We start from the raw sequence: 19,989 nt of genomic DNA on the forward strand, positions 1-19,989 counted from the left end.
ATGAACGGTGAGCAACAAGGGCAGACCTTCAAATATAAACTGGCGGGCATCTCTACGTTAATTGGCCAGGTGGTATCGATGGACGAATGGGCGGAAATGTTTAAAGTCCCACACCGGAAAAAACCGGGGCAATACTTAACTGGCAAGGACATTCAAAAAATTATTGGTCCCGTGGAGTCCAAAAGCTGGGATCCGGATTTATTTCGCGATTTCACTCATGTCGTCAATGTGGCGCAAGAGGCTATGCAGGCGGCGGGGCTTGGCCCGAACGATATTGACGTCGTGATGGTAGCCAGCAGTACTCCGTATGAGGTTCAACTGGATTACGACTCTTTTCGCCTGATGCGAGCGCTGGGAATTCCCGATCACATTCCGCCATTACAATTGGCTGCCGGCTGTGCCGGTATGGGGCGAGCGCTGTCTTTAGCCGCCCGTTTACAGGCGAAAAATATCCTGGTAGTGACGTATGAAGTCTCTAGTCTGTACATGGTTTCACCCATTTACCGTTATAACAGCGTGCACCCGTTGCGCGATTCGTTATGGGCTTCGCCGGCGCTATTTTCTGATGGCATAGCGGCGATCGTATTAAGACAGCATGACGATGCGCAAGGCTACAGTCTTTATAGCCGGGACTCACTGTCCTTCGGTGATGAAGCGGGGTTTGAAGATCCGCTCATTCATTACCCCGGCGGCGGCGGATTGAATCCTCCCGGCGTTGAGCGTAATGAAGAACTGTCTTGCTATGCGATGGCGGGTGATCAAACCAAACGTTACTATGCAAAAGGGATGAAATTGAATCACCTGGGGTTGGCTCAATATAATAGCAATTATTACAATGAGGTAGCGCGAATTTATACCCATCAGGCTAGCCCTAATATGGTCGAAAGCTATATTGAGCAATACTGTCATGAGACGCAGGTGGAGCAGGGTAAATTCAGTACTCACGCCCGGCGTTATGGCAACCTGGTGATCCCGAGTACGCTAAAACTTATTCACGATGATTTGAAAGAGAACAAACTCCATTCGGGCGATGATATTGCCGTGCTGGTGGTCGGCGCCGGGCCGGAAAGGGGCGCGTTTCTTATTGGGATAGAATAACCTATCTGGCCACATGTCCCGCTCGCTAAACCACATGTGGCACCCATTGACCTCAAGGTACAAAGCGGTAACCGACGCCGGTCTCGGTCAGCAAGTGTTTCGGCCGGGCCGGGTCGGCCTCTAGTTTTTGTCGCAAGTGACCCATATAAATGCGCAGATAATGACTGTGTTCGACGTAGTTCGGCCCCCAGACGTGGCTTAATAGCTGACGTTGGGTGATCACCTTGCCGGAGTTGGCCAGCAGTTCGGCCAGCAAACGGAACTCTATCGGCGTCAGATGCAAATCCTCACCCTGACGAAGTACCCGGCGGTTGATCAGATCGACGGTGATTTCGGAGAAGCTGACCAGTGGACTTTCTTGCAGGCTACCGGAATGACGGCGTAAGGCGACCCGTACGCGTGCCAACAGCTCACCGATACCAAACGGCTTGCTGAGATAGTCATCCGCCCCGGCGTCGAGCGCGGCGATTTTGTCTTCCTCAGCGTTGCGTGCCGACAACACGATGACCGGAATGGCGCTCCATTGGCGTAAATCACGAATATAGTTAAGCCCGTCGCCGTCCGGCAACCCCAAATCGAGAATAATCAGATCCGGCTTACGCGTACCGGCTTCAATCAGCCCGCGTTGCAGCGTTTCGCTTTCAAACACCCGCAGGCCTTCACTTTCCAGGGCGGTACGGACGAAACGTCGGATCTCTTTCTCATCTTCAACAATCAGAATATTGGTTGGCGTATTGCTCACAAGACTCCCGGGACTTGATTAAAGATCAAAGGCTTCGCTGTCTATTTCTGGCGGTTTCTCCAGCGGTAGCACAAAGCGGAAACGGGCACCGCCGTTGGCCCCGTTTTCGGCCCAGATACGGCCACCGTGCACTTCAATGATGGCACGGCAAATCGCTAACCCCAAACCCACGCCGGGGATCGCCGACTCTTTATTACCGCGGGAAAACTTATCGAAAATAAGCTGTAATTTCCCTTCGGGAATGCCCGGACCATCGTCCCAGACTTCGACTTCCAGCCACTCTGGCAGAGTATGGGCACGGATACCGATAGTAGCATCGTAGCCGGCATATTTATTGGCATTTTCCAAAAGGTTAGTGAACACGCGCTCCAGCAGGCTACCGTCGCAATTAACCAATACCAGCTCCGCCGGAAGCTCAACCTTGATTTGATGCTGGGCCATCAGCGGCTCCAGCATGTGCAGCGATGCGCCAACGATCTCCTCCAGCGATTGCCACTCTTTACGCAGATTAAAACCACCGGATTGGATGCGCGCCATATCCAGCAGGTTGTTCACCAGCCGGGTGGTGCTCAACACCTGCTGGCGGATCTGACTGGCCTGGGTTGCATGGTTGGAGCCTTCCGCCGCCAGATCGAGCGTCAGAATTTCCGCCTGACCGAACAGCACCGTCAGCGGAGTACGCAAGTCGTGGGACAGCGCCGCCAGCAGCGAGTTGCGCAGTTGTTCGCGTTCGGCGTCCAACTTGGCTTCCTCGGCGCTGCGCGCCAAATGCAAACGTTCCAGCGCGCTGGCAATCAACACCGCAAAGGTCTGTAGCAGCCGCTGTTGCTCCGGCACCATCAGCTGACGCAGGTTGCTGGGCTCGATGGCCAACAGGCCAAAGGTTTGTTTCGACGTGGCTAACGGCAACAGCTGATAGGGCACGCCGGGCAGGGTATCGGTACCGGCTCCGGCTGGCATGCCTTTGTCGAAACTCCAGCGCGCAATAGCCTCATCCACCGACAGCAGGCCGCCGGTTTCCCCGACCATTTGCTGTAGTTTGCCGTCTTCCTGTGGCAGCAACAGCACGGTTTTGGCCTGGAAGCTGCTGGAAAGGAAGTGGCGGCTGGTTTTGGCGATGTCTTCGGTGGTCAGCGCCTGGCTCAGCCCACGGGAGATCTCATACAAATGACGAGCCCGCTGCTCACGATAGCGCGCCACCCGCGCCTGATAACGTACGCCGGCGGTCAGGTTACCGATAGTGATACCGACAATCAGCATGACGCCAAAGGTCAGCAGATATTGCATATCACTGACGGCAAACGACCACTCGGGCTGGACGAAAAACAGGTCAAAACTGGCGACGTTGATCACCGCCGCCAACACAGACGGCCAACGGCCAAAGAACAGCGCAACAATGGCCACGCCAAGCAGGTAGACCATCACCAGGTTGGCCTGATCGAAGCCCGGCAGCAGCCACTGGGACAGCAGGGTGATCAGGGCGCAGAGTGCGACGGCGACGGCACAGCCACGCAGTTGGATGCGCCATTTCTCGCTAAAGTTTCGACTGTCATGTTCTTTGCCTGGCTGCGGGAGGCTGTCGTTTTCCAAGGCGACAATCACCAGATCGAGGTCCGGCCCCAACTTGCCAAGGCGATCGGCAAAGCTGCCACGCAGTTTCCAGCGTTGTTCGCTGCGACGGCCAATAATGATTTTTCCCAGGTTGTGCTCACGGGCGTAGCGTAAGACGGCGCGTTCTTCATCAGGTTCGGACAGGGTGGCGGTTTCGGCCCCCAACTCCTGCGCCAGTCGCAGCGCTCGCAAAATTGCCCGGCGCTGGCTCTCTGGTAAACGGTGCAGCTTGGGCGTTTCGACATAGACTGCGTGCCAGTGGCAACCCAGCCGGGCCGCCAGCCGGGCGGCGATACGCACCAACTTTTCGTTGCCGCTGTTATGGCCGACGCATAGCAGGATACTGTCACGGGTGTGCCACACGCGTTCGCGGCCCTGGGTATCCCGGAAGGCGCGCATCTGGTCATCGACCCGATCGGCGGTGCGGCGCAGTGCCAGTTCGCGCAGGGCAATCAGATTGCCCTTACGGAAAAAGTGCTCGATGGCACGTTCGGCCTGACCGGGAATATACACTTTGCCTTCATTCAGACGCTGGCGCAGATCGTCCGGTGGCAGGTCAACCAGCACCACCTCGGTGGCTTCGTCGAACACGTGATCGGGCATTGTTTCACGTACCCGCACTCCGGTCACACCGCCAACCACGTCGTTCAGGCTTTCCAGATGTTGTACGTTGACGGTGGTCAACACGTCGATACCGGCATCCAGCAGCTCTTCGACATCCTGCCAGCGCTTCGGATGGCGTGAGCCATGGGCATTGCTGTGCGCCAGTTCATCCATCAGGATCAATGCCGGGTGGCGAGCCAGTGCGGCGTCGAGATCAAACTCCTGCACCATTCTGCCGCGATACTGAATGCGCTTTTGCGCCAGCAAATCCAGCCCGCCCAGCAGCGCGGCGGTTTCGCTGCGGCCATGGGTTTCCACCACGCCGACCAGCACGTTCAGCCCTTGGGCACGCAGCCGCTGGGCTTCCTGTAGCATGGCGTAGGTTTTGCCTACCCCGGCGCAGGCGCCGAAGAACACCTTCAGGCGGCCACGGGGCTTTTCATTGGCCAGCGCCAGCAGGCTGTCAGGGTCGGGGCGCTGTTGTTCCTCTTCCACCATCGGAGTTCCTTTTTGCAGCAACGTAAAGCGGGTCCGGCACGCCGAACCCGTCACTTATCTTTTAACACGCGAGGCATTATTTCAACGCGTCGAGTGCCAGATTCAATTTCAGCACGTTTACCACCGACTCACCCATAAAGTTGGGGGTGGCTTGATCAGTGCTTTCATCAATCAGTTTGGCGATTTGCTCCGGTGCCAATTGGCGCGCCGCAGCCACCCGGGCCAGTTGATACTGTGCCGCCGCGAGGGAAATCTGCGGATCCAGGCCACTACCGGATGCGGTCAGCAGATCGACCGGGATCGGGCCTTTCATCGCTGGATTAGCCTGGTGCAGCTGTGCCGCACGCTCGGCAATGGCTTTATCCAGCGCCGGGTTGGTGGCGGCCTGATTGCTGCCGGCAGACGCCATGGCATTATAGGCCGAATCCGCGGTGGCAGAAGGGCGACCCCAGAAATACTCGGGTTTGGTAAAGTTTTGGCCGATTAACGCTGATCCCACCACTTTGTCGTCCCGGTACAGCAGCGAGCCGTTGGCCGCGCCGGAGAACAACAACTGCGATAGTCCGGTGGTCAACAGCGGGTAGGCGATACCGGTAATCAACGTCAGCAGGAACAACATCACCAGCGAAGGTCGTAAATAAGACATTTTCATTTCCTCTTAATGATTAACCGGCGATATGCAGCGCGACCAGGAGCAGGTCGATCAGCTTGATACCAACAAAGGGCACCAGCAGACCGCCCACGCCATAAAGCCACAGGTTACGACGCAGCAGCGCAGCGGCGCTCATTGGCTTGTAACTCACCCCTTTCAGCGCCAGCGGGATCAGGAACACGATCACCAGGGCATTGAATATAACCGCCGACATAATGGCGGAAGCGGGGGAGTGCAGATGCATCACGTTCAGCGCGTTCAACTGCGGATAGGTTGCCGCGAACGCCGCCGGGATGATGGCGAAATACTTGGCCACGTCGTTGGCAATACTGAAAGTGGTCAGCGAACCGCGGGTCATCAGCATCTGTTTGCCGATATGCACCACTTCAATCAGCTTGGTCGGGTTGGAGTCCAGATCGACCATGTTGCCCGCTTCTTTGGCGGCCTGAGTCCCTGAGTTCATCGCCACCGCCACGTCGGCCTGTGCCAGCGCCGGGGCGTCGTTGGTGCCGTCGCCGGTCATTGCCACCAGGCGGCCTTCCGCCTGATATTGGCGAATCAACGCCAGCTTGGCTTCCGGCGTCGCTTCCGACAGGAAGTCGTCCACCCCGGCTTCGGCGGCGATGGCGGCAGCGGTCAGTGGGTTATCGCCGGTGATCATCACCGTTTTGATGCCCATTTTACGCAGCTCGACAAAGCGTTCTTTGATACCGCCCTTGACGATATCCTTCAGCGCTACCACCCCCAGCACGCGTGGCCCTTCGGCCACTACCAACGGCGTACCGCCGGTGCGTGCCACGCTGGCCACCAGGTTATCTACCGCCTGCGGGAAGTGGCCCTGATTGGACTCCACGTGACGGCGAATGGCATCTACTGCGCCCTTACGGATCATGCGGTCCTGCACGTTGACGCCGCTCATGCGCGTCTGTGCAGAGAAGGGCACGAAAGTAGCGTTCAGCGCCTGCAGGTCACGCTCACGCAGGTTAAAGCGCTGTTTGGCCAGCACCACAATGCTGCGGCCTTCCGGCGTTTCATCCGCCAGTGAAGACAGCTGCGCGGCGTCAGCCAGGTCCTGTTCTTTCACTCCCGGCGCCGGCAGAAATTCGGAGGCCTGACGGTTACCCAGTGTGATTGTGCCGGTTTTATCTAGCAGCAGCACATCCACGTCCCCGGCGGCTTCAACCGCACGGCCACTGGTGGCGATGACGTTGGCACCCAGCATCCGGCTCATCCCGGCCACGCCGATGGCAGACAGCAGACCGCCGATGGTGGTAGGGATCAGACAGACCAGCAGGGCCACCAATACGGTGATACTGACCACCGAACCGCCGTTGGCGGCGTCGACGCTGTATTGCGAGAACGGGAATAGCGTGGCGGTCGCCAGCACGAACACCAGGGTCAGCGCTACCAACAGAATGGTCAGCGCCACCTCGTTCGGGGTTTTACGGCGTTTTGCGCCTTCAACCATGGCAATCATCCGGTCAAGGAAGGTTTCGCCCGGATTGACGCTGCACTGAACCACCAGCCAGTCGGACAGCACGCGGGTACCGCCGGTGACCGATGAGAAGTCACCGCCGGATTCACGGATCACCGGGGCGGATTCACCGGTAATGGCGCTTTCATCCACCGATGCGCCGCCTTCCAGCACTTCGCCGTCGCAGGGAATGGTATCGCCGGCTTCCACCAGTACGATGTCACCTTTGCGCAGGCTTTCGGCGGACACTTTCTCGGTGGCACCTTCGCGGCGTGGCGTGGCCAGTTTCTTCGCCCAACTGGTTTTCTTGGTGCCTTTCAGGCTTTCCGCCTGAGCTTTGCTGCGCCCCTCGGCCAGCGCTTCGGCAAAGTTGGCGAACAGCACGGTGAACCACAGCCACAGCGCGATGCTGCCGGTAAAAGCCGCGCTGCCGTCGGTCTGTCCGGCGAGGATCGCCAGCCAGATGGCCGTAGTCAGGATGCTGCCGATATACACCACGAACATCACCGGGTTACGCCACTGGGTGCGTGGATCCAGCTTTTTCAGCGCATCGATCAGCGCGGTACGGACCAGTGCCGGTTCAAACAGCGCACGTTGTTTGCGAGTCATCTCTTAATCTCTCTCTATGAGCTCTGTTATTTGGCCAGCCAAAGTTGCAAATGTTCGGCCACCGGTCCCAGCGCCAGCGCCGGTACGAAGGTCAATGCGCCCACCAGCAGCACGGTACCGACCAGCAGGCCGATAAACAGCGGCCCGTAGGTTGGCAGGGTGCCGTTGCCAGCCGGCTGGCGTTTCTTGGCGCACAATGAACCGGCGATCGCCAATACTGGCAGGATCACCCCGAAGCGGCCGACGAACATGGCAAAGGCCAGCAGCAGGTTGTAGAACGGCGTGTTGACGCTCAGCCCCCCAAAGGCGCTGCCGTTGTTATTGGCGGCGGAGGACAGGGCATACAGCACTTCGCTGAAACCGTGCGCGCCCGGGTTAAGAATGCCGGCGCGACCTACGTCGGTAGAGATGGCCAGTGCGCTGCCCAGCAGCACCAGGGTCGGCGTGACCAGGATCGCCAGCGCGGTCATTTTCATGTCATAGACGTCAATTTTTTTACCCAGATATTCCGGGGTACGCCCGATCATCAGCCCGGCGATAAACACCGTCAGCAGCACGAACAGCAGCATGCCGTACAGGCCGGAACCGACGCCGCCGAACACCACTTCACCAATCTGCATCAGCCACATCGGCACCATGCCGCCCAGTGCGGTGAAGGAGTCATGCATGGCGTTGACTGCCCCACAGGACGCTGCGGTGGTGACCACCGAGAACATGCTGGTGGCAAGAATGCCAAAGCGCGACTCCTTGCCTTCCATATTAATGTTGCTGGCACTGCCCAACTCGCTCAGATGCGGGTTACCCGCCAGTTCGGCGAACATCACCACCACCACGGCCACGATGAAGATCAGTGACATCGCCCAGATCAGCGCATGGCCCTGGCGGTTTTCACCGGCAACCTGACCGAAAGCAAAACACAACGCGCAAGGGATCAGAAAGATCGCCAACATCTGCACAAAGTTGGTCAGCACGGTCGGGTTTTCGAACGGATGAGCCGAGTTGACGCCGAAGAAGCCGCCGCCGTTGGTGCCGAGCATCTTGATCGCTTCCTGCGAGGCCACCGGCCCCATCGGCAGCGTCTGCTGCGCGCCTTCCAGCGTGCTGATATGCAGGTAAGGCAGGAAGTTTTGCAGCGTGCCTTGGCTGACGAAGAACAGCGCGATCAGCAGCGAGATCGGCAGCAACACGTACAGCGTTATGCGGAACATATCGATCCAGGCATTACCAATGGTGGCGCTGGAACGGCGGGTGAAGGCGCGGATCAACGCAAAGGCCACGGCGATACCGGTAGCGGCAGACAGGAAGTTCTGCACTGCCAGCCCGGCCATTTGGCTAAGGTAGCTGAGGGTGCTTTCACCGCTGTAGGCTTGCCAGTTGGTGTTGGTGACGAAACTGACGGCGGTATTGAACGCCAGATCCCACGACAGACCAGAGAAGCCCTGTGGGTTTAGCGGCAGTGAGCCTTGCGCCATCAGCAACGCGAACAGCAGCACCAGCCCGAGCAGGTTGAACCACAAGATCGCCAGCGCATACTGCCACCAGTTCATTTCAGCGCTGGTAATGCCACAGCCGCGCCAGACGGCGGCCTCCACCCGACGCAGAGCGGGTAAAGGTTCACCTTCGGTCAGGCGCGCCAGGAAACTGCCTAACGGCCGGGCCAGCAGCAAAAGCACCAGCATGAAGCTGGCAATCAATAAAAAGGCTGAAGCTGCCATCAGAAATCCTCCGCATTGAACAGGGCATAAACCAGATAGCCCAACAGCAGCAGGACCAACAGCGCACCACCAATAACGCTGATACTCACAGGACACCTCCAGAGGTGTAGTTTTTGATATGGCGAGTGTAGGGAGGGCGGTAGAAAGAAGATGAAAAAATAGCGACGACCGGTGTAAAAAAAGTATAAAAATGGCTGAAATTACAACAAAAAATGACTTTTTAATGAGGGCGGGGTGAGCGGGGGGCGCGTTTGGGGCAGGGCTTGGTCATCGGCAAAGACGCTACGGGTATAAACAGGTGATAAATATCCATAATGTAACTAATGGTTAGTTAGTTATTAACATTGACGTAACAAAATTACGTAATGGGGTATTTATTTGCGATTTTTTGACCAGTTTAGTGGTCGGATGAGTAGTAAACTTTCATCAATTGCGCTAAAATTTTGTCCAGTTACCAAATCATCCCGTTTTAATGGTTTACGCCAGTGCTGTTTGCAAGACAAATCAACAGCCGGGCGTTTTTAAGGAGGTTCGCATGTCTATCTACCCAGCTTATTCATTGCATCGGATTCTCCTGCGTCGCAGCGCAGTGATCCTGGCAGGTGTGTTGGCTTTACCGGTAATGCTTTTCCGCAGTGACCGTGCTCGTTTTTACAGCTATTTGCACCGCGTCTGGTCTAAAACCAGCGATAAACCGGTCTGGCTGCAGCAGGCGGAACTGGCGGCCTGCGATTTTTACTGATCGTTGCCGCTGTCCCCTGAAACCCTCGCTTCGCAGCGGGGGTTTTTTTATGGGCGCGGGGCGGTCATTGTGTTGGTAAGGTTCGTCCTGAGAGGGAAATTCCTCTACACTTTTACATCATCCAACGCTGCGGGAGCCCAATATGAGTGACAAAATCCCGGTCGGGATCAGTGCCTGCCTGTTAGGTGAAAAGGTGCGTTTTGACGGTGGCCATAAACGGCTGGCCTTCGCGGTGGAACAACTGGCGCCCTATGTGCGGTTTGAGGCGATTTGCCCGGAAATGGCGATTGGTTTGTCGACCCCGCGCCCGGCGCTGCGGTTGATCAAAAAACAACATCATATCGCGCTGCGTTACAGCAACGACGACAGTATCGATGTGACCGACCAGATGCAGCAGTTTTCCACCCAGCGGATTGCTGCTTTGCAGCATCTGTGCGGCTACATTGTCTGCGCCAATTCGCCAAGCTGCGGTATGGAACGGGTGCGGCTGTACGATGAGAGCGGTGAAGGCGCGCGTAAAAGCGGCGTCGGGCTGTTCACCGCCGAACTGCAGCGCCAAATGCCCTGGCTGCCGGTGGAAGAGGACGGACGCCTGAATGACGCTACGCTGCGGGAAAACTTTGTCGAACGGGTTTATGCCTTGTATGAGTTGAACATGCTGTGGCGCAAGGGGGTGACTCGTGGTGGGCTGATCGCCTTCCACAGCCGTTATAAGCTGTCGCTGCTGGCGCACTCACAGCCGGAATACCGCGAGCTGGGGCGCTTTGTGGCGGACGTGGATAAATGGGCGTCGCTGGAGGCGTTCGCGATTGAATACCGCAGCCGCCTGATGAAACTTTTGGCGCACAAGGCGACGCGCCGCAACCACACCAACGTGCTGATGCACGTTCAGGGTTATTTTCGCAGTCACCTGAGTTCCACACAACGTCAGGAGCTGGCGCAGTTGATCGACCGCTATCGGCAGGGCGTGCAGCCGCTGCTGGCGCCGATTACGCTGCTCAAACATTACATGGCCGAATACCCCGATCGCTATCTGGCCGATCAACGTTATTTCGAGCCCTATCCTGAGGCGTTGCGCCTGCGTTATGGCCATTAATTGACAAGGAGTTTTATGGTCACGCATCTGGTCTGGTTGCGTAACGATCTGCGTATTACCGACAACAAAGCGTTACACGCCGCCTGCAGCGATCCCGAAGCCCGCGTGTTGGCGGTGTTTATCGCCACCCCGCAACAATGGCGACAGCATGAAATGGCCCCCCGTCAGGCTGCATTTATCCATGCCAACCTGCTGCAGGTGCAGCAGGCTCTTGCCGAACGGGGCATTCCGCTTGGCTACCACCAGTGTGATGATTTTGCCGCCTCGGTTGACTGGCTGACGGCGTATTGCGCGCAGCAGCGGGTGGATACGCTGTTTTACAATCGCCAGTACGAAATCAATGAACGCCAGCGCGACCAACGGCTGGAACAGCGTTTGTCCGGGCAGGTGATTTGCCAGAGCTTTGATGACAGCCTGCTGTTACCGCCGGGTAGCGTGCAAACCGGCGGTGGCGAAATGTACAAAATCTACACGCCGTTTCGTAAAGCCTTTATCCAGCGTCTGACTGAATCCGACGCTCAATCCTTGCCTGCGCCCAAACCACGGGTAGGCGGCGCATTACCGGTAGCCGCTACCCCAGAGGCATTTGATTATCCGCCGGCAGAGTCGAACGAGGATTTCCCCGCCGGAGAAGAAGCGGCGCTACAGCGGCTACGCAGCTTTTGCCGTGAGCTGGTGCAGGATTACCTTCAACAGCGGGATCTGCCCGCCATTGCAGGGACCAGCAGCCTGTCGCCTTATCTGGCGATTGGCGTGTTGTCACCGCGCCAATGTTTTAACCGCCTGCGAGCTGAATGTCCGCAGCTGCTGGAAAACCAGGACAGCGGTGCCTTTGGCTGGCTCAATGAGCTGATCTGGCGCGAGTTTTATCGGCATTTGATGGTGGCCTATCCCGCGTTATGTAAGCACCGTCCCTTTATCGAATGGACGGATAGGGTACTCTGGCGGAATAACCAAGAACTTTTGCAGGCCTGGCAGCAGGGCGCGACCGGTTATCCGATTGTCGATGCTGCCATGCGCCAGTTGAATTCCACCGGCTGGATGCACAACCGATTACGCATGATCAGCGCCAGCTTTCTGGTGAAAGACTTGTTGATCGACTGGCGTGCCGGTGAAAGCTATTTCATGTCACAGCTATTGGACGGCGATCTGGCAGCCAATAATGGCGGCTGGCAGTGGGCGGCCTCAACCGGCACCGATGCTGCGCCGTACTTCCGCATCTTTAACCCGATCACCCAGGGCGAACGTTTTGATCCGCAAGGCACTTTTATCCGTAAATGGTTGCCCGAACTGGCGGATGTACCGGACAATGCTATTCATCAACCCCATCGCTGGGCGGAACAACAGCAGCGCGTGCTGGATTATCCGTTGCCGATTGTCGACCACAAGCAGGTGCGGCTGGAGACACTGGCCGCCTTTGAAGCGGCGAAGCGCGGGGAATATTAAGGCAACAGCAAGGAGCGAAAAATGATGAAAAAGGTGCTGGCCCTGTGCCTGAGCGGCTATTGCGCCCTGGCGCAGGCCGGTTTTGACGTGGTGGCCCTGGGCGTGGACGGCGGCGTCAGCGACGGCAATCTGACCTCCTACCTGATCCGCAGCGACAACCAGCCGCAGTATCTGGCGCTGGATGCTGGCTCACTGCTACCGGGGATCGCCAAAGGGCTGGAAAAGGGCAGTTTCCCGCAGGTTACCCCTGAACTGGCTGCGCCTTATACCCCGCAGGGCTATATATTCCGCCAGTTAATCGGCGCTTACTTTATCAGCCATGGTCATCTGGACCACGTGGCGGGGCTGATTATCGGTTCGCCGGAAGACGGTAAAAAGAATATCTATGCCCAGGTCGATACGATTCTCACCCTGCGTAATCATTATTTTAACTGGAAGGCCTGGCCTAACTTCACTGATTCCGGCAACGGTTCGCGACTGGGGACTTACCGGCTGCAAACGGTGCGGCCACAGCAGCGCGTGACTCTGGGTATGACCGGTTTGAGTGGCGTGATGTATCCGCTCAGTCATGACCGTTACCCTTCTTCGATGTTGCTGGTGTCCGATCGAAGCGGATCTTTCGCCTATTTTGGTGATACCGGAGCGGATACGCTTGAGCAGTCGCGCAATCTTGATAGCGTCTGGCGTGCGCTGGGGGCGCTGATTGAGCAGAAAAAGCTGAAAGGGATGATTATCGAAACTTCCTATCCCAATGAGGTGGAAGATAAAAACCTGTATGGCCACCTGACGCCGGCGTGGCTGCAAAAAGAGTTGAAAAATCTGACTCAGTACAGCGGCGGCGAAGACTCGCTGAAAGATTTCCCGGTGGTGATCAGCCATATCAAGCCCAGCCTGAAGCAGGGCGAAGACGTGCGCGCGACCATCAAACAGCAGTTGGAACAGGGTAACAGCCTGGGCGTAAAATATATCCTGATGGAACAGGGCGACCGGCAGACATTTTGAATTGAAGAGAGAACTCTATGCGTAACCTCGATCTGGAACAGTTGATCAACACAGAACTGAATACCGCTGCGTTTCAGGATTACGGGCCGAATGGCCTGCAGGTGGAAGGGAGAGCACACGTGCAGCGTATCGTCACCGGCGTGACCGCCTGTCAGGCGCTGCTGGATGCGGCAGTGGCACATCAGGCGGACGCCATTGTGGTGCATCACGGTTATTTCTGGAAAAACGAAGCGCCCTCGGTGCGCGGCATGAAGCGTAACCGGCTGAAAACGCTGCTGAGTAACGACATCAACCTGTACGCTTATCATCTGCCGCTGGACGCGCATCCGGTGCTGGGCAACAACGCACAGTTGGCACATTTACTCGGGATCCGGGTGATTGGCGAAGTGGAGCCGCTGGTGCCGCACGGTGAATTTGAGCAGCCATTGACCGGTATTGAATTGCAACAGCGCATCGAAAGTCGTCTGGGCCGTGCCGTGCTGCACTGCGGCGATAACGCACCGGCGCATATCCGCCGTGTAGCCTGGTGCACCGGCGGCGGTCAGGGCTTTATCGACAGCGCCGCACGCTTTGGCGTTGATGCCTTTATCAGCGGTGAAGTTTCTGAGCAAACCATTCACAGCGCGCGCGAGATGGGTATTCACTTCTTTGCCGCCGGTCACCATGCCACTGAACGCGGTGGCGTTAAGGCGCTCGGTGAATGGCTGACCCAACACTATGGCTTTGACGTGACCTTTATCGATATCCCCAACCCCGCCTGATTATCCCCCCAGGATCCAGCCCGGTGTTTACCGTGGCTGAATCCTTTTAATAGCCTAATCCCTTATTTTATAAAAGGTTATTCTATTGACAGCCAGAGCGCTGTCGCGCATAACTGTTGTGTTTTCATCGCGATAATAATAAGGAGAAAAGGGTGCAACGAGCACGATGTTACCTGTTAGGTGAAAGAGCGGTGGTGCTTGAACTGTCGCCACCGGTGACGCTGCCGAGCCAGCAGCGGATCTGGGCGCTGGCCGAAAAACTTAATCATCATCCCGATGTGCGTGAAGTGATACCGGGTATGAACAATTTGACCTTGCTGCTGCATACGCCGCAGGCCGACGCAGAACAAATGCTGACGCTGTTGCAACAGGGCTGGGACAGTAAGGAAATCCTGGTGCCTGAATCGCGCCAGGTGGATATTCCGGTGATCTATGGCGGTAAGGACGGTCCGGATCTGAACGAAGTGGCACGCCACACCGGTATGACGCCGAAGCAGGTAGTGGAATGCCACTCCTCAGCGGCCTATGTGGTCTATTTCCTCGGTTTTCAGCCCGGCTTTTCTTACCTGGGCGGAATGTCGGAAAAGTTGGCGGTGCCGCGCCGTGCCGAACCGCGCTTGTCGGTGGCGGCAGGCTCAGTTGGCATCGGGGGCAGCCAGACCGGGATTTATCCGTTGGTCACCCCCGGTGGCTGGCAGTTGATTGGCCGTACTCCTTTGGCGCTTTTTAATCCTTATGAAATGCCGCCAACCTTGCTGCGCCCCGGCGATAGCGTGCGGTTTGTGCCACAGAAGGAGGGCGTATGCTGAAGATCTTGCGTGCGGGCATTTACACCACGGTGCAGGATCTCGGCCGTAACGGTTTCCGTCGTTTGGGCGTCAGCCAGGGCGGGGTGCTCGACGAACCTGCGCTGAGGATCGCCAATCTACTGGTGGGCAATGCTGCCAATGCCGCCGGGCTGGAAATCACTCTGGGGCAATTTAGTGCCGAATTTACTCAGTCAGGTTGGATCGCTCTGACCGGTGCCGGTTGCGATGCGCAACTCGATGGCAAACCACTGTGGACTGGCTGGCGCTACCCGGTCAATGCGGGCCAACAGCTGATACTGAAAACGCCAAAACGCGGTATGCGCACCTATCTGGCGATCAGCGGAGGCATTGCGGTAGCGGAAATACTCGGTTCGCGCAGCACCGATAATAAAGCTGCTTTTGGTGGGCTGGAAGGGCGCAACTTGCGAGATGGCGACAGCCTGCCGCTGGGGCAAACCCATTCATTGCCAAAGCAGAGTTTTGGTGTGAAGCAACCGCTGTTCAACAACCGCATCCGTGCGTTGCCGGGGCCGGAATATGATGAATTCAGCGAAGAGGCGAAAGAGGCTTTCTGGCGCACCGCCTGGCAACTGAGCCCGCAGAGTAACCGCATGGGGTATCGTCTGCATGGCAGCTATGCGTTAAGCCGCACCACTGACCGCGAAATGCTATCGCATGGTCTGTTACCGGGAGTCGTACAGGTACCGCATAACGGCCAGCCGATCGTGTTGATGGCCGATGCGCAGACTACCGGTGGTTACCCGCGTATTGCCTGCGTGATCGAGGCCGATCTCTACCATTTGGCGCAGATCCGTCTGGGGGAGGCCATCCACTTTGTTCCCTGTACTTTGGCCGAGGCACAACGTGCCCGGGTCGAACAGGAGCACTTTATCCAACAGATTGCCTGGGGGTTAGATGATCGTTGATTTAAATGCCGATCTCGGTGAGGGCTGCGCCAACGATCAGGCGCTGCTGCAACTGGTCAGCTCGGCCAATATTGCCTGCGGTTTTCATGCCGGGGATGCGCAAACCATGCGTCAATCGGTGCGTTGGGCACTGCAGTACGGCGTAGCTATTGGTGCGCACCCGAGTTTTCCCGATCGCGAGAACTTTGGCCGTACCCGGATGCAACTACCTGCGGAAACGGTATATGCCCAAGTGGTCTATCAGCTTGGTGCGCTGGCTGCGATTGCCCGTGCCGAAGGCGGAGTGATGGTTCACGTCAAGCCACACGGCATGCTTTACAACCAGGCGGCTGTGGAGCCGGAACTGGCGCAGGCCATCGCCCGGGCGGTTAAAGCGGTCGATCCGACGCTGCGGCTGGTAGGGCTGGCTGGCAGTGAGCTGATCCGTGCCGGTGAAGAACAAGGATTGGTAACACGGCAGGAAGTGTTTGCCGATCGCGGCTATCAGGCCGATGGCACATTGGTACCGCGTGGCCAGCCGGGGGCGCTGATTACCAGCGACGAACTGGCCCTGGCGCAAACGCTGGAAATGGTGCGTCATCATCGGGTTCGCACCCTGAACGGCACCTGGGCCGCGGTGCAGGCCGAAACCGTCTGCCTGCACGGCGACGGTGAGCACGCGCTGGAATATGCGCGTAGGCTACGCGAACGTTTTGCCCTGGAAGGCATCAGCGTCAACGCAGAATAAAAATAATTAAATACATACAACACAAACACACAACACAATATTACCCAATGAATTTCGAGTTGCAGCTAGGCGCCCAGCTCGCTCATTCCCAGGCGCTTACTTTAGTAAGTAACTGGGGTGGACTAGTGCAGGTAACAACGCTGCGGCTTGAAAGGCGAAGGGTAAAAGGGAGATATAATGGAACAGGCCGTTAACCTCTGGCCACTGATTGGCATCGCCGCCATCGTGGTTGGGTTTGTTTTACGCTTCAACCCAGTGCTGGTGGTGATTGCCGCCGGCATTATCACCGGGCTGGCAGCGCTGATGCCGCTGGATACGATCCTGGAAAAACTGGGTGAGGGCTTCCTCAATACCCGTAACCTGCCGCTGATCCTGCTGTTGCCACTGGCGGTGATCGGCCTGCTGGAACGTCACGGGCTGAAAGAACGCGCACAGGCGTGGATCGCCAAGATCAAAAGCGCCACCGCCGGACGCTTGTTGATCGTCTATCTGTTTGTGCGTGAAATTACCGCCGCCATGGGGCTGACCAGCCTGGGGGGGCACCCGCAAATGGTGCGCCCACTGCTGGCACCGATGGCCGAAGGGGCAGCGGAAAACCGTTACGGTGAGCTGCCGGAGCGTACGCGCCACCGCCTGCGGGCCATGTCTGCCGCCACGGATAACGTCGGGTTGTTCTTTGGCGAAGATATTTTTGTCGCCTTTGGCGCAATCATCTTTATGCACAACTTTATGCTGGAATCCGGCGGCATCCAGACCGAGCCGCTGCATATCGCCTTGTGGGGCATTCCTACCGCTATCTTTGCCTTCCTGATCCATGCGTTCCGGCTTTACCGGATGGATAAACAGCTCAGCGCCGAACTTTCGCAGCTCAACCAGGCGGCGCTGCAGGCCAAAGGAGATGCCCAATGATTTTCCAACAACAATATCTCTACTGGCTGGCGGGCGTGGTGCTGTTGCTCGTCGCGGTGATGTCTTTCCGCGATCGCGCCAACCCGCGCCGCGTCACCACGGGCCTGTTCTGGGCATTGTACGGCCTGATTTTCCTGGTCGGTGACTGGACCTATAGTCTGTTGGGGGACGTGCTGGGTGAGGGCAGCAATGAGAAACGCATGCTGCATATCATCGTCGGTGTAGTGGTGGTGATCATGGCTTTAATCGCAGGTTTCGGCGGTGTGCGTCTGGGCAGCTATCACCAACGTACCCCGCAGCAGCGCGAAGAGAGCGCAAAACGCCTGGGCAACCGACTGTTTATTCCGGCGCTGGCGATCCCGGTGGTAACGGTGGCGGGCGTGCTGTTGTTCAATAATATTCCGGCGCTGCAAACCGCGGTCTTCGGCAGCGGCAACCACGCCACCCTGATTACTCTGTTCTCGATGACCGTCGGCTGTGTGCTTGGCCTGGTTATCGCGGTGAAAATGACCCACGAAAAAGCGCTACAACCAATTCAGGAAGCACGTCGCCTGCTGGACTCCATCGGCTGGGCGTTTATTTTGCCGCAAATCCTCGCCACGCTGGGCCTGCTGTTTACCACTGCCGGCGTTGGCACGGCCATTTCTCATCTCACCCAGGAGTATCTGGCGGTAGATAACCGCTTTATCGCAGTGGCGGTTTACGCCATCGGCATGGCGCTGTTGACCATGATCATGGGTAACGCCTTTGCGGCTTTCCCGATCGTCACCGCCGGTATCGGTATCCCGATCTTGGTGCTGCAGCACGGCGGCAATCCGGCGGTGATGGCGGCCATCGGCATGTTTTCCGGCTATTGCGGCACGCTGATGACGCCAATGGCTGCTAACTTTAATATTGTACCGGCGGCGTTGCTGGAATTGCCGGACAAGAATGCGGTTATCAAGGCACAGATCCCGACAGGGGTGCTGCTGCTACTGGTCAACGTATTCCTGCTTTATTTCCTGATGTTCCTGTAAGGAGAACGCATGCAAAAGGTATTGATCACGGGCTTTGAGCCCTTTGGCGGCGAACGCGTTAATCCTTCGTGGGAAGTGGTAAAGCAACTCAATGATATGGAACTGGCCGGTGCGCGTATTATTGCCCGCCAACTGCCTTGTGTGTTTGGCGCAGCGCTGGAAGCACTGAATGTGGCGATTGATGAAGTGCAGCCGGTGATGGTGTTGGCTATCGGCCAGGCCGGTGGACGTACCGACATCACCCTCGAACGGGTGGCGATCAACGTTGATGATGCCCGAATCCCTGATAATCAGGGGCAGCAACCGATCGACGAGCCTATCGTTGAAAGCGGACCGGCGGCCTATTTCAGCACGCTACCGATCAAGGCCATCGTCGACTCGATGCGTGAAGCGGGTATTCCCGCCTCGGTATCGCAAACGGCCGGCACCTATGTCTGCAACCATGTGATGTACGGTCTGTTGCACCGTTTAAACAGTCAGCAGGCGATCAAGGGCGGGTTTATTCATATTCCTTATCTGCCGGAACAGGCTGCCGCACACCCTGGCGCACCGAGCATGGCGGCGACCACGGTATTGTTCGCCCTGGAACTGGCCATTTCCATTGCGTTACAGGTTGAACATGACCTGAAGGTGGTCGGCGGCGCGACGCATTAATTGCAGTTATCCCCCCGGTGCGGCCTGCTGCGCCGGGGTCCATTCAGGAGTTTTCATATGCCGGAAGGACCGGAAATTCGCCGGGCGGCGGATGCATTGGCGGCGGCGGTGATCGACCAGCCACTGACCGAAGTCGGTTTTGCCTTTCCCCAGCTTAAACACTACCGCGACCGGTTAATCGGTGAGCGCATTATCGCTATTGAGCCGCGGGGTAAGGCACTGCTGACCCATTTTTCCAACGGTCTGACGCTGTATAGCCATAACCAGTTGTATGGCTTGTGGAAAGTGGTGCAAGCGGGGGAGACGCCGGAAACCAAGCGGGAGCTGCGCGTGCGCCTGGAAACGGCGGAACGGGCGATTTTGCTGTACAGCGCCTCGGAGATTACCGTCGGGCCGCGTGAAGAAATTGAACAGCACCCGTTCTTGCAACGTATCGGCCCCGATGTGCTGGATATGACATTAACGGTAGCTGCGGTGGAGCAACGGTTGCTGTCACCGGTGTTTCGCCGCAGGCAACTTGGCGGTATGTTGCTCGATCAGGCGTTTCTTGCCGGGCTGGGCAACTACCTGCGCGCTGAAATCCTCTGGCAGGCTGAGCTGGCACCCCAGCATAAGCCACAGGATCTGGAACCTGAGGTTTTACAGCGGCTGGCAGAGGCGTTGTTGGCAGTCCCACGCTTGTCTTATCAGACGCGCGGGCAGGTGGATGAGAACCGCCATCATGGCGCGCTGTTCAGCTTTAAGGTGTTCCACCGCAGTGGTGAACCTTGCGAGCGTTGTGGTGCGATGATCGAGCGCACGACGCTGTCTTCACGACCCTTTTATTGGTGCCTGGGTTGCCAGAAATAGGTTATTCAATGTTTGCCTTCCCCTTGGGAGAGGGCAAAAAAAAGCCGCCC

The 19,989-nt window shown here is 57.4% G+C and carries 19 protein-coding genes; 13 read left to right on the forward strand and 6 right to left on the reverse strand.

Annotation, left to right across the window (positions count from 1 at the left end; translation table 11 throughout):
* Entirely contained in the window at positions 1–1,098 is a 1,098-nt protein-coding gene (locus tag ACUTSU_RS05215; protein ID WP_445653842.1) for a 3-oxoacyl-[acyl-carrier-protein] synthase III C-terminal domain-containing protein, read from the forward strand.
* A gap of 52 nt (positions 1,099–1,150) precedes the next feature.
* Here the strand turns inward: ACUTSU_RS05215 and kdpE are convergent, their stop codons facing one another.
* The 6 genes from kdpE to ACUTSU_RS05245 all read right to left on the reverse strand — a co-directional run bounded on the left by kdpE (position 1,151) and on the right by ACUTSU_RS05245 (position 9,091).
* Positions 1,151–1,840, reverse strand: coding sequence for a two-component system response regulator KdpE (gene kdpE, locus ACUTSU_RS05220; RefSeq protein ID WP_445649821.1), 690 nt, complete (start codon positions 1,838–1,840; stop codon positions 1,151–1,153).
* An 18-nt stretch (positions 1,841–1,858) separates the two neighbouring features.
* On the reverse strand, positions 1,859–4,552 hold the full coding sequence (kdpD, locus tag ACUTSU_RS05225) for a two-component system sensor histidine kinase KdpD (protein WP_445653843.1): 2,694 nt from the start codon (positions 4,550–4,552) through the stop codon (positions 1,859–1,861).
* Between the two features lie 76 nt (positions 4,553–4,628).
* On the reverse strand, positions 4,629–5,198 hold the full coding sequence (gene kdpC, locus ACUTSU_RS05230; RefSeq protein WP_445649823.1) for a potassium-transporting ATPase subunit KdpC: 570 nt from the start codon (positions 5,196–5,198) through the stop codon (positions 4,629–4,631).
* 19 nt (positions 5,199–5,217) lie between these two features.
* A complete protein-coding gene (gene kdpB / locus ACUTSU_RS05235; protein ID WP_445649824.1) occupies positions 5,218–7,287 on the reverse strand; it encodes a potassium-transporting ATPase subunit KdpB in 2,070 nt (689 codons plus the stop codon).
* A gap of 26 nt (positions 7,288–7,313) precedes the next feature.
* Entirely contained in the window at positions 7,314–9,002 is a 1,689-nt protein-coding gene (gene kdpA, locus ACUTSU_RS05240; RefSeq protein ID WP_445653844.1) for a potassium-transporting ATPase subunit KdpA, read from the reverse strand.
* Positions 9,002–9,091, reverse strand: a complete 90-nt coding sequence (locus ACUTSU_RS05245; RefSeq protein ID WP_004949718.1) for a K(+)-transporting ATPase subunit F — start codon at positions 9,089–9,091, stop codon at positions 9,002–9,004. The genes kdpA and ACUTSU_RS05245 overlap by 1 nt, the downstream gene beginning before the upstream one ends.
* 446 nt (positions 9,092–9,537) lie before the next feature.
* On the opposite strand from ACUTSU_RS05245, the gene ACUTSU_RS05250 reads away from it, so the two are divergent.
* The 12 genes from ACUTSU_RS05250 (at position 9,538) to nei (ending at position 19,939) form a co-directional block, all read left to right on the forward strand.
* Complete coding sequence (locus tag ACUTSU_RS05250) at positions 9,538–9,744, forward strand: YbfA family protein (RefSeq protein ID WP_012005686.1); 207 nt, start codon at positions 9,538–9,540, stop codon at positions 9,742–9,744.
* 142 nt (positions 9,745–9,886) lie between these two features.
* Positions 9,887–10,840 carry a YbgA family protein gene (locus ACUTSU_RS05255; protein ID WP_445653845.1) on the forward strand — a complete coding sequence of 318 codons (954 nt, stop codon included), beginning with the start codon at positions 9,887–9,889 and terminating at the stop codon, positions 10,838–10,840.
* A 15-nt stretch (positions 10,841–10,855) separates the two neighbouring features.
* Positions 10,856–12,286, forward strand: a complete 1,431-nt coding sequence (gene phrB / locus ACUTSU_RS05260; RefSeq protein WP_445653846.1) for a deoxyribodipyrimidine photo-lyase — start codon at positions 10,856–10,858, stop codon at positions 12,284–12,286.
* A 21-nt stretch (positions 12,287–12,307) separates the two neighbouring features.
* Positions 12,308–13,288 carry an MBL fold metallo-hydrolase gene (locus ACUTSU_RS05265; RefSeq protein WP_445653847.1) on the forward strand — a complete coding sequence of 327 codons (981 nt, stop codon included), beginning with the start codon at positions 12,308–12,310 and terminating at the stop codon, positions 13,286–13,288.
* A 17-nt stretch (positions 13,289–13,305) separates the two neighbouring features.
* Positions 13,306–14,049 carry a type 2 GTP cyclohydrolase I gene (locus ACUTSU_RS05270; protein ID WP_445649829.1) on the forward strand — a complete coding sequence of 248 codons (744 nt, stop codon included), beginning with the start codon at positions 13,306–13,308 and terminating at the stop codon, positions 14,047–14,049.
* Between the two features lie 152 nt (positions 14,050–14,201).
* On the forward strand, positions 14,202–14,858 hold the full coding sequence (pxpB, locus tag ACUTSU_RS05275; protein ID WP_445649830.1) for a 5-oxoprolinase subunit PxpB: 657 nt from the start codon (positions 14,202–14,204) through the stop codon (positions 14,856–14,858).
* Positions 14,852–15,784 carry a 5-oxoprolinase subunit PxpC gene (gene pxpC / locus ACUTSU_RS05280; protein WP_445649831.1) on the forward strand — a complete coding sequence of 311 codons (933 nt, stop codon included), beginning with the start codon at positions 14,852–14,854 and terminating at the stop codon, positions 15,782–15,784. The genes pxpB and pxpC overlap by 7 nt, the downstream gene beginning before the upstream one ends.
* A complete protein-coding gene (pxpA, locus tag ACUTSU_RS05285) occupies positions 15,774–16,511 on the forward strand; it encodes a 5-oxoprolinase subunit PxpA (protein WP_445649832.1) in 738 nt (245 codons plus the stop codon). The genes pxpC and pxpA overlap by 11 nt, the downstream gene beginning before the upstream one ends.
* A 177-nt stretch (positions 16,512–16,688) precedes the next feature.
* Positions 16,689–17,420, forward strand: a complete 732-nt coding sequence (locus ACUTSU_RS05290; protein WP_012005694.1) for a DUF969 domain-containing protein — start codon at positions 16,689–16,691, stop codon at positions 17,418–17,420.
* Positions 17,417–18,436, forward strand: coding sequence for a DUF979 domain-containing protein (locus tag ACUTSU_RS05295; RefSeq protein WP_445653848.1), 1,020 nt, complete (start codon positions 17,417–17,419; stop codon positions 18,434–18,436). The genes ACUTSU_RS05290 and ACUTSU_RS05295 overlap by 4 nt, the downstream gene beginning before the upstream one ends.
* Before the next feature lie 9 nt (positions 18,437–18,445).
* A complete protein-coding gene (gene pcp, locus ACUTSU_RS05300) occupies positions 18,446–19,090 on the forward strand; it encodes a pyroglutamyl-peptidase I (protein ID WP_445649834.1) in 645 nt (214 codons plus the stop codon).
* 57 nt (positions 19,091–19,147) lie between these two features.
* On the forward strand, positions 19,148–19,939 hold the full coding sequence (gene nei / locus ACUTSU_RS05305; RefSeq protein WP_445653849.1) for an endonuclease VIII: 792 nt from the start codon (positions 19,148–19,150) through the stop codon (positions 19,937–19,939).
* Positions 19,940–19,989: the final 50 nt, after the last annotated feature.

Source organism: Serratia sp. NA_13, assembly GCF_052691735.1.